The organism is Streptomyces sp. MK37H, assembly GCF_018035285.1.
Taxonomy (GTDB): domain Bacteria; phylum Actinomycetota; class Actinomycetes; order Streptomycetales; family Streptomycetaceae; genus Streptomyces; species Streptomyces endocoffeicus.
The window spans coordinates 1-9706 of the sequence record NZ_JAAAYH010000344.1 but is presented as its reverse complement, the minus strand read 5'-3'; the positions used below and the strand labels follow the sequence as shown (position 1 = coordinate 9706).

Below are 9706 nucleotides of genomic sequence, written 5' to 3'. Positions count from 1 at the left end.
CTGAACACCGGCTGCGGCACCATCGTGGCACCACGGCTCAGACAGGCGATGATGCCCGCCTTGTAGCCGAAGGTGTGGAAGAACGGGTTCACGATGAGATAGCGATCGCCCGCCGTCAGCCCCGTGATCTCGCTCCAGGTGTCGAAGACCCGCACGGTCTGGGAGTGCGTGGTCACCACGCCCTTGGGGTGGCCGGTGGTGCCGGAGGTGAAGGTGATGTCGGAGGGGTCCGCGGGGCGCACCGCCCGCGCCCGGGAGAGGACCTCCTCCGGTGACACGGCGTCGCCCAGCGCCAGGAAGTCCTTCCAGGTGCGGAAGTCCTCCGGGCCGTTGTCGGCGAGGACCACGACCTCCCGCAGATAGGGCAGGCCGGGCAGGGGGCCGTGGCCCGGCCCCTCCCCCGCCGCCCGGCGCAGCGACGCCACATACGACGTGCCCAGGAAGGTGCCGGTGATGAACAGATGCGTGGCCCGGGTGCGGCGCAGCGCATACGCCGCCTCGCCGCCCTTGAAACGGGTGTTGACCGGGACCAGCACCCCGCCCGCGGTGACCGCGCCAAGCGCCGCCACGATCCAGTCGGTGGTGTTGGGCGCCCAGATCGCGGCACGGTCGCCCGGTTCGAGGCCCGACGCGACGCACGCGGCCGCGGCGCGCTCGATCCGGGCGCCGAGCTCCGCGTACGAGATCCGGGCGCGGCCCTCGACGACGGCCTCGTCCGGGCCGTACCGCTCGACCGCCGCCCGGATCAGGGCCGGGATGGTGTGCCCCTGCTCCATCTGTTCCATCGGACCGCTCCCCTCCCCGGAACCCGGGACGGACGACCCCACTAGCTGACTACCCGTCAGATTAGCGGTAGCCTTCCCCGCTGTCAGCACCGGTGAACGCGACCACGGAGGCGGCCATGGGGGCGGCAAGGACGACGGCGACCTTGAAGGACGCGACGGCGATAGCCGGTATCGGGCAGACCCCCTTCGCCAAACGCCTCCCCGAGCCCGAGAAGACCCTGGCCTGCCGGGCGATCCTGGCCGCGCTCGACGACGCCGGTATCGCCCCGTCCGAGGTGGACGGCTTCGCCTCGTACACCATGGAGGAGACCGACGAGGTCGAGATCGCCAAGGCCATCGGCGCCGGGGATGTGACCTTCTTCGGCAAGGTCGGCTACGGGGGCGGCGGTTCGTGTGCGACCGTCGCGCATCTGGCGGCCGCGATCGCCACCGGGCAGGCGAGCGTCGGGGTGGCCTGGCGGTCGCGCAAACGCGGCAGCGGGCCGCGCCCCTGGACCAACACCCAGGTGCAGCTGCCCACCCCGGCCCAGTGGACCCGGCCGTACGGGCTGCTGCGCCCGGCCGATGAGATCGGGCTGCTGGCCCGGCGCTATATGCATGAGTACGGCGCGACCCGCGATCACTTCTTCAATGTGGCGCTGGCCTGCCGCAACCGGGCCAATCAGAACCCCGCCGCGATGATGTACGACCGCCCGCTGACCCGCGAGATGTATATGACCGCGCGCTGGATCAGCGAACCGCTCTGCCTCTTCGACAACTGCCTCGAGACCGATGGCGCGCTGGCCTGTGTACTGGTGTCGGCCGAGCGGGCGCGCGACTGCCGGCACCGGCCCGTGTACGTCCACTCCGCCGCCCAGGGGCTGCCCGCGCAAGCCCACGGAATGGTCAACTACTGGAACGACGACCCGCTCACCGGCCCCTCCTGGACCGCCGCCCGCCGGCTGTGGAAAACCGCCGACTTCGGGCCGCAGGACGTGGATGTCGCGCAGATCTACGACGCGTTCACCCCACTGATCCCGCTCTCCCTGGAGGGCTACGGCTTCTGCGGCCGCGGCGAGGGCGCCGCCTTCACCGAGGGGGGCGCGCTGGAGATCGGCGGACGGCTGCCGCTCAACACCGGCGGGGGCGGCCTCAGCGAGGCGTACGTCCATGGCTTCAACCTCATCACCGAGGGGGTCAGACAGCTGCGCGGCACCGGCACCGCCCAGGTACCCGGCGCCACGACCTGCCTGGTCACGGCAGGTGAGGGGGTTCCCACATCGGCCCTGCTGCTGAGGAGTTGAGCGACGGCATGACACAAACGGAAACGACTACGGCCGCGAGTGGCGGGGGCGACCCGGCCGATGGGCTGCTGGCGCCCGTGCCCGACGACGACGGGGCGCCCTTCTTCGCCTACGCGGCGCGCGGCGAACTGCGCGTCCAGTGCTGCGCGGGCTGTGGCGAACCGCGCTTTCCGCCCCGGCCCTGCTGCCCTCACTGCCAGTCCTTCGAGAGCCTGTGGAAAAAGATGAGCGGCCGTGGCCGGATCTGGTCGTATGTGCTGCCCCATCCCCCGCTGCTGCCCGCCTACGCGGCCCAGGCGCCGTACAACGTCGTTCTCGTGGAACTCGCGGACGCCCCGCGCATCCGGCTGGTGGGCAATCTGGTCTCCTCCGCCGACGCCGCGCTGAACTCGGTCCCGCCGGAGCGGATCCGCATCGGCGCGCCCGTGAAGGCCGCCTTCCATGAGACGGACGACGGGCTCACGGTGGTGCGCTGGCTGCTGGAGCGGCCATGACGGTCCGCACACGGGTGGCGGAGGACGGCGTCGCGGTCGTCACCCTCGACCGGCCCGAGCGGCACAACGCCATCGACCTGGAGACGGTCTCGGAACTCACCGCCGTATGGCGGCGCTTCCGCCGGGACGACGCGGTCCGGGCCGTCGTCCTCACCGGCGCGGGCGGCCGGGCCTTCAGCACCGGCATCGACCGCTCGGTGGAGGTGGCACAGCCGCCGTCGCCCTACGCGATGGACGATCCGCTGCGCACCGTCGGGCCCAAGGCCAACGACCTGTGGAAGCCGGTGGTCGCGGCGGTGGCCGGAATGGCCTGCGGCGGGGCGTTCTATCTGCTGGGCGAGGCCGAGTTCATCGTCGCCGACGAGACGGCGGCCTTCTTCGATCCGCACACCAGCTATGGGATGGTCAGCGCCTATGAGGCCGTCTATATGGCGCAGCGGATGCCCATGGGCGAGGTCGCGCGGATGGCACTGATGGGGACGGCGGAGCGGCTCTCGGCCCGGCGGGCGTATGAGACGGGCCTGGTCAGCGAGGTGACTCCGGCCGGTGAGGCCCTTACGGCGGCCATCCGCGCCGCGTCGGTCATCGCGTCGTACCCGACGGAGGCGGTGCAGGGGACCGTAAGGGCGCTATGGGCGGCGAAGGAGGCGGCGCTGGCCCAGGCGCTCGCGCAGGCCCCGCAGTTGATCGCGCTGGGCAACCTGCCGCCGGGACGCCAGGCCGCGCTCTTCGCGGCCCGCACGCCCGGCTTCCGTACGCGGTGAGACCGTCCGCCTCGGATCGACCGGCTCGGGCCTCAGGTGGAGCTCGGGTACTTGAGCGCCGAGGTGACCTTGCAGGTGAAGGACGTCTGCTCGGTGAGGGTGCGGTAGGAGGTGGCGCTGAGGGTCTGGCTGCTGCCGGACGCCACCGTGACGGACTTGTAATCGGAGCCCAGCAGGCTGCCGCCGTTCTGGTCCTCCCACTCGATGGTGATCGAGTAGTGCATGGACTGCGTCTCGGGGTTCCTGAGGTTGAGGGTGTACTGGAACGAACGGGTCGACTCGTCGTAGTCGCAGCCGCTGGCGGAGATGTCGTTCGTGCCGTCCGAGTTGTAGGTGGGCGGCGCGGAGTAGGTGTAGGAGGGCGTGGGTGCGTCGTAGGACGGCACGTCGGAGGGCGCGCCGCTGGGCAGATCGGTGGGCAGTCCGCTGGGGAGGTCGGTGGGACCGGACGCCGGGTTGTCGTTGCCCCCGCTCCCGCCCGAGACGAACCCCCCGAGGCCGCCGTCGTGGCTTCCGCCCTTCTTCTTTCCGCAGCCGGTCAGCGCGATGAGCCCGACCAGGGCGACGGCGCATATGCGCATGGAGCGGCGTTGCATGGTATTACCCCCGTTGAAAGGCACATTCAAGCCAAATGCAGCCTGTTGACAAGTGCACGCCACCCTAGCAACGGGTTTTCCTACCCCAAAGTCACCTGTGAGCGCGCCTGTCCCGGCTCTCAGAGGACGGAGACGACCTCGCACCGCACCACGGTTCCCACGACCGAGGGATCGTCGAGCGGCACCCTTACGGTCCTCGACTTGCCCGCGGGGACCCGCACATCGGCGCGGCCGGAGGTGAGGGTCGTGCCGTCCCGGTCCTGGAAGTTCATGTCCACGAGGTAGGTCTCGGCCGTGCCCGAGCGGTTGCGCACCTTCACGGTCGCCGCCGGACGGCCGCTCTTGTCCTTGCCCTTTTCGGCGCAGGTGACGACCGTCGTCTGGGGCTCGTAGGACGACGGCGAGCCGCCCGAGGAGCCGCTGGAGGCGCTGTCGCCGTAGTCGTCATCGTCGTAGTCGCGATAGCGCGAACCGCCGGAGTCCGAACCGGTGGTGGAGCTCTCGTCGTCGGAGTCGGAGTAACCACCCGAGCCGGAACCGGAATCGGAGCCCGACCCCGACGAGTGGTGCGAGGACGAGCTGGAGCAGCCGCCTCCGCCACCCCCGTGGCCATGACCACGCCCCTTGAACCCGGTCAGCGCCACCAGCACCACGGTGAGCACGGCCGCCAGCCGTAGACCACGCCGCATCACAGACCCCGTTCCCCCGAATACCGCGCAGAGTTACCCATCGACCTCCCGGCTCCCAGGAGGTCGATGAACGCCCGCAACCGTAGCAGCAATTGTCAGGGACACGGCCTGCGACCTGCCGCCTCCAGCGCGCCGCCGCGTGGCCGCGTCACCGCCTCGCCGCGTGGCCGCGTCACCGCCTCGTCGCGTCGTCGCGTCACCGCCTCGCCGCGTCGCCGCGCCGTCCCGGGATCGGTCAGGCCCGGCCGCCCGACGGGCGGGACTGGCCCGTGCCCTTGACCGCGTCCAGCGCGTAGACGCAGCGGTCCTTGCTGCACGCGTACACCACGCCCCCGGCGGCCACCGGGGACCCGGTGATCTCGCCGCCGGTCGCCAGCTTCCAGCGCAGCTGTCCACCCGCCGCGTCCACCGTGTAGAGGCAGTGGTCGGCCGAGCCGAAGTGGACCCGGCCGTCGGCGACCACCGGCGAGCCGATGACCTCGCCGCCCGCCGCGAACCGCCACTTGGGCGTGCCGGTGACCGCGTCGAGCGTGTAGAGCGCGCTGCCGCTGCCCAGATGGACCGAGCCGTCGGCCACCAGCACCGGCTCAATGGACTGCCGGGCCTCGGTGGCGATGCGCCAGCGGTCGCGGCCGTTCGCCGCGTCCAGCGCGTACACCGTGCCCAGATAGTCGGCGATGTAGATACCGCCGCCGGTGACCGCGGGCCCCGGCGCGTACGCGGGGGCGCACAGGAAGACGGCGGGCGCCTCGAAACGCCACCGCACATCCCCGCGGGCGACGTCGAGCGCGAGCACCCGCGTCCCCGCCGAGACGTAGACCACCCCGTCGGGCGCCGCCAGCAGACGCAGCGGCACCCCGCCGCACGACGCCGCGTCGCCCACCGGGTACGACCAGCGCTCCGCGCCGGTGCGCGCCTCCAGGGCGCGCAGCCGCGCGTCCGCCCACACATACACCGTGCCGTCGTGGACGGCCGGGCCGGACTCGGGCGTCTCGAAGTCGGTCTGGAGGCCCTGCATCTCCCACAGCAGTTCGCCGTTGGCCGCCTCCCACGCCTGGACGCCACCGCCGCGCGTGCCGGTGACGACCGTGCCGCGGTCGACCTTCAGGGAGTAGACCCAGCCGTCGGTCGACAGCCGCCAGCGCTCGGCGCCGTCCTCCGCGTCCAGCGCGTACAGCGTGGGGCCGTCGGAGGCGTGGATCCGGCCGTTCGCCACGGCCATCGCCCATGCCACGTCACGGGTCTTGAACTGGCGCCGGCCGGTGCCCACGTCCAGCGCGTGCACCTCGAACGAGGTCACATACAGCAGATCGCCGGCGACCGCCGGGGTGCCCCATACGTCGTTGGACATGCGGAACCGCCACGGGCGCCAGCGGCCGTGCCCGGCTCCGCCGGGCGGCTCGGGCGGCTCGGCCGACGGGGAGTGGGTCGGCGGCGGGACGGCGGCCGTGCCATCGCCCCCGTTCAGCCCTCCGCTCGTCACCCCGGCCGGCGGGCGCACCCAGCCGGTGGCGGGCCCGGTGCCGTGCTGCGCCTGCGGGTCCCGCGCGTCGGCGGCCCGGAGCCCCGGGCCGATCGGCACCTGCGAACCGGGCAGCCGCACCGACCCGTCGGCCCCGGCGGGCGCCGGAGCGGGCGCCGCGGCGGCGGACGGGGCGGCGGCGGACGGGGCGGCGTGCCGCCCGGGCCCGATGGAGCCCAGCGCGCTGGGCGGACTCGCGGCCTCCGGCGCGCGCAGGCCGCCGCGCGGATCGCCCACGCCCACGGGCTCCCAGCCGCTCGGACCGGCGGGCCCGCTTGCGGCGGCGCCGTGCCGCCCGCCATGGCCGTCCGCGGCGGCTCCCGCGGCGGGGGCGTGCGAGGGCGGCGGCGTGGGCGGGCGCTCGGGCGGAAGCGGCGCGGAGGGGCGGCTGCCCGCGCTCGCGGCGCTCCCGGCGTTCCCCGCGTTCCCGCCGGGGCGGCCGCCTCCGGCCGCGGGCCGGGAAGAGCCGCGCACCTGGTTGCGGCCGCTGCGCTTGCGCTCGATGAGCGCGACGGCGCCGGGCGGCAGCCAGGCCGAGGCCGTACCGCTGTCGTCGGCGTTGGAGGCGAACAGATGCGGGGCCAGCTGGGACTGCAGATCGGCCGGGGACGGCCGCCGCTCGGGCTCCATCTGCATGCACGACTCGATCAGCGGCCGCAGCTCATCGGGCAGCCCGGCCAGATCGGGGCCCTCGCGCAGCAGCATGAACACGGTCTCCACCGGGTTGGCGCCGTGGAAGGGCGCGTGCCCGGTGGCCGCGAAGGTCAGGGTCGAGCCGAGCGAGAAGATGTCGCTCGCGCCCGTCACACTGCGCGAGTCGCGCGCCTGTTCGGGGGACATGTAGGCGGGGGTGCCGACCGCGACGTTGGTCATCGTCAGCCGGGTGTTCGAGACGCCGGAGGCGATACCGAAGTCGATCACGCGCGGGCCGTCCTCGACGACCAGCACATTGGACGGCTTCAGATCCCGGTGGACCAGGCCCGCGCCGTGGATGGACTGCAGCGCCTCGGCGACCCCGGCCGCCAGCCAGCGCACCGCCTGGGCCGGCATCGGCCCGCACTCGTTGACGATTTCCTCGAGGGAGGGCGCCGGCACATAGGCCGTGGCCAGCCACGGCACCGCGGCGCGCGGATCGGCGTCCACGACCGCGGCCGTGTAGAAGCCGCTGACCGCGCGGGCCGCCTCCACCTCACGGGTGAATCGGACACGGAACAGCTGGTCCTCGGCGAGCTCGGTCCGGACCGTCTTGATCGCGACCCGTCGGCCCGATGCCGAGCGGGCCAGATAGACCAGCCCCATGCCGCCCGCGCCGAGACGTCCGAGCACCTCGAAAGGGCCGATCCGCCTCGGATCGTGCTGCGTCAGCTGCTCCACCACTTGCCTGCCACCTCCCCGTGGGGGCTTGAAAAAATACAGCCCCGTGCAGCGTCTCACCGACAAACCAACCGGCGGCACGCATCCTGCATTCTCTCTGGCGAAGGCGGCGGTTGCGAACCCGGGGGCGAATCGTCGTGTCATCGGGCGATACGGAGCCGGGGCCCGTCCGGTTCGACCGGGGACCATCCAAGTGCCCGCAGGCCCGTATCGCCCAGTTATTCGCCCCGGGTTCAGCCCGCCGTCGAGGTGTCGATGACGGCGAAGGCCGCGCCCTGATTGTCCGCAAGGACCGCGAAACGCCCGTACGGCGTATCTTCGGCGGTCTTGAGAACCCGCCCGCCCAGCCTGTGGGCCGTGCGCAGCGCCTGATCGCAATCCGCCACCACAAAGTACGTCAGGAAGTGGGCGGGCAGAACGGCCGGGTACTCCTCACCCATCACGACGCGTCCGCCGATCGCGTGACGGGCGTCCGGGGGCTCTCCGCGCGGCGTCCACAGGACCACGTCGGCCGGTGCGCCCTCGGCGGAGGGCGGCGCGGGGGACGCGCCTGGGCGCGGCTTGGAGGGCGGCGTGGAGGGGGCCGCGGACGGCGGTGCGGGAGGCTCCGCGGAGGACGGCGAGGCGGAGGGCGTCATCCCGTAGCCGAAGACCGCCCGGTAGAAGGCGTCCACGGCGCGCGGCTGACGCGTGTGGACCTCGGTCCACCCGTACGAACCGGGCGTGCCGCGCCGCGCGAAGCCGGTGTGCCTGCCCGCCTGCCAGATTCCGAAGACGGCGCCGCCCGGGTCGGCGGCCGTCGCCATGACACAGAACTCGTCGATCCACACCGGCGGGGTGATCACCCGGCCACCGGCCTCGCGGATCCGTACGGCGGTCGCGGCGGCGTCCTGGGCGGCGAAGTAGATGTTCCAGACGGTGGGCATTCGCCCGTCCGGCTTGGGCACCAGCCCCGCGACGTCCTTACCGCCGAGGAGGGCCCGGGTGAACGTGCCGTAGTCGGTGGCGATCTCCTGGAAGGTCCAGCCGAAGAGCTCACCGTAGAATCGCCGGCCCGCCGCGAGGTCGGACAGCAGCACATCCGCCCAGCAGGGCACGCCTTCCGCGAATGCCGCCATGGCCCGGATCCTCCCGCGTCCCTCGGTCCTCGGACTTGCTCGCTTCGGAGCCCGCTCACCGCGGAGCCTGCTCACCTTGGAGCCCGCTCACCTCGGAGCTTGCTCACAGCCCGTTTGGAGATGCTTGGCACGTGTTTGGAACCGCTTGGTTCGTTCACCTCACTTGCCACGCTAACGGGGGATCGCCCGGTCTGCTCGCCCCGGAACTCGAAATATTTGGCCAATCCTTTTGGCTCGAAGACGGATCCGACCGCGTCATCCACCATTGTTATCCACAGGCTGTTGATAACACGATTCACGCGTGTGGGTGAGCGGCGATTGAGGGCTTGACGACTGTGGACAGGGGTCGGAATCAGCCATTCCAGCCTGCTCAGCGAGGTTCGCAAACCCGCTCATCCCGCCCTAACCCCATTTGCACGCAGCCGAATCGCGCTCCGATCACCCCTCGGTAAGCTGACGGCATGACAGGACAAGTACGCACAGTCGACGGGCGGGTGGCCGGTCGTCGTGGGCAGGCGACGCGGCAGAAGCTGCTCGACTGCCTCGGCGAGATGCTCAGCACCTCCCCGTATCGAGACGTCAAGGTCATCGATGTCGCACGTAAGGCAGGGACCTCGCCTGCGACGTTCTACCAGTACTTCCCCGATGTGGAGGGCGCGGTCCTCGAGCTCGCCGAGGAGATGGCGCAGGAGGGCGCGAACCTCACCGATCTGGTCGCCGACCGCTCATGGGCCGGCAAGTCGGGGGCGACCGCGGCGGAGGACCTGGTCGAGGGGTTCCTCTCCTTCTGGCGCAAACACGACGCCATCCTGAGGGTCGTCGATCTGGGCGCCGCCGAGGGTGACAAGCGGTTCTACAAGATCCGCATGAAGATCCTCAATTCCGTCACCAACTCCCTGACGGACGCCGTCAAGGAGCAGCAGGCCAAGGGCCGGATCGACGCGAACCTCAACCCTGGGGCCATCGCGGGCTCGCTGGTCGCCATGCTGGCGGCGGTCGCGGCGCACCAGAAGGGCTTCCAGAGCTGGGGCGTCAAGCAGGCCGACCTCAGGCCGAGCCTGACCTGGCTCGTCCACCTCGG

The 9706-nt window shown here is 71.9% G+C and carries 9 protein-coding genes; 4 read left to right on the top strand and 5 right to left on the bottom strand.

Going from position 1 to position 9706, the window contains the following annotated elements; translation table 11 throughout:
* Positions 1–785, bottom strand: a 785-nt coding sequence (locus GWI24_RS33470) for an AMP-binding protein (RefSeq protein ID WP_210949812.1), incomplete at its 3' end; no start/stop codon positions are given.
* 116 nt (positions 786–901) lie between these two features.
* On the opposite strand from GWI24_RS33470, the gene GWI24_RS33465 reads away from it, so the two are divergent.
* Genes GWI24_RS33465 through GWI24_RS33455 form a run of 3 tightly spaced genes read left to right on the top strand, consistent with a single transcriptional unit; the run spans position 902 to position 3326 of the window.
* The gene (locus GWI24_RS33465; RefSeq protein WP_210949811.1) at positions 902–2068 is read left to right on the top strand and encodes a lipid-transfer protein; all 1167 of its coding nucleotides are present in this window, start codon (positions 902–904) and stop codon (positions 2066–2068) included.
* 8 nt (positions 2069–2076) lie between these two features.
* The gene (locus GWI24_RS33460; RefSeq protein ID WP_210949810.1) at positions 2077–2562 is read left to right on the top strand and encodes a Zn-ribbon domain-containing OB-fold protein; all 486 of its coding nucleotides are present in this window, start codon (positions 2077–2079) and stop codon (positions 2560–2562) included.
* Positions 2559–3326, top strand: a complete 768-nt coding sequence (locus GWI24_RS33455; RefSeq protein WP_210949809.1) for an enoyl-CoA hydratase/isomerase family protein — start codon at positions 2559–2561, stop codon at positions 3324–3326. The genes GWI24_RS33460 and GWI24_RS33455 overlap by 4 nt, the downstream gene beginning before the upstream one ends.
* A 32-nt stretch (positions 3327–3358) precedes the next feature.
* Here GWI24_RS33455 and GWI24_RS33450 read toward each other — a convergent pair whose 3' ends face one another.
* The 4 genes from GWI24_RS33450 to GWI24_RS33435 form a co-directional block, all read right to left on the bottom strand.
* The gene (locus GWI24_RS33450) at positions 3359–3907 is read right to left on the bottom strand and encodes a PT domain-containing protein (protein WP_247617215.1); all 549 of its coding nucleotides are present in this window, start codon (positions 3905–3907) and stop codon (positions 3359–3361) included.
* A 134-nt stretch (positions 3908–4041) separates the two neighbouring features.
* Positions 4042–4611: a hypothetical protein gene (locus GWI24_RS33445; RefSeq protein WP_210949807.1), complete on the bottom strand. Its 570-nt coding sequence runs from the start codon at positions 4609–4611 to the stop codon at positions 4042–4044.
* Between the two features lie 235 nt (positions 4612–4846).
* Positions 4847–7510: a serine/threonine-protein kinase gene (locus GWI24_RS33440; protein ID WP_210949806.1), complete on the bottom strand. Its 2664-nt coding sequence runs from the start codon at positions 7508–7510 to the stop codon at positions 4847–4849.
* 230 nt (positions 7511–7740) lie between these two features.
* Complete coding sequence (locus GWI24_RS33435; protein ID WP_210949805.1) at positions 7741–8625, bottom strand: VOC family protein; 885 nt, start codon at positions 8623–8625, stop codon at positions 7741–7743.
* Between the two features lie 461 nt (positions 8626–9086).
* Between GWI24_RS33435 and GWI24_RS33430 the strand changes: the two genes are divergently transcribed.
* The coding region (locus GWI24_RS33430) for a TetR family transcriptional regulator (RefSeq protein WP_210949804.1) at positions 9087–9706 on the top strand (620 nt) is incomplete at its 3' end.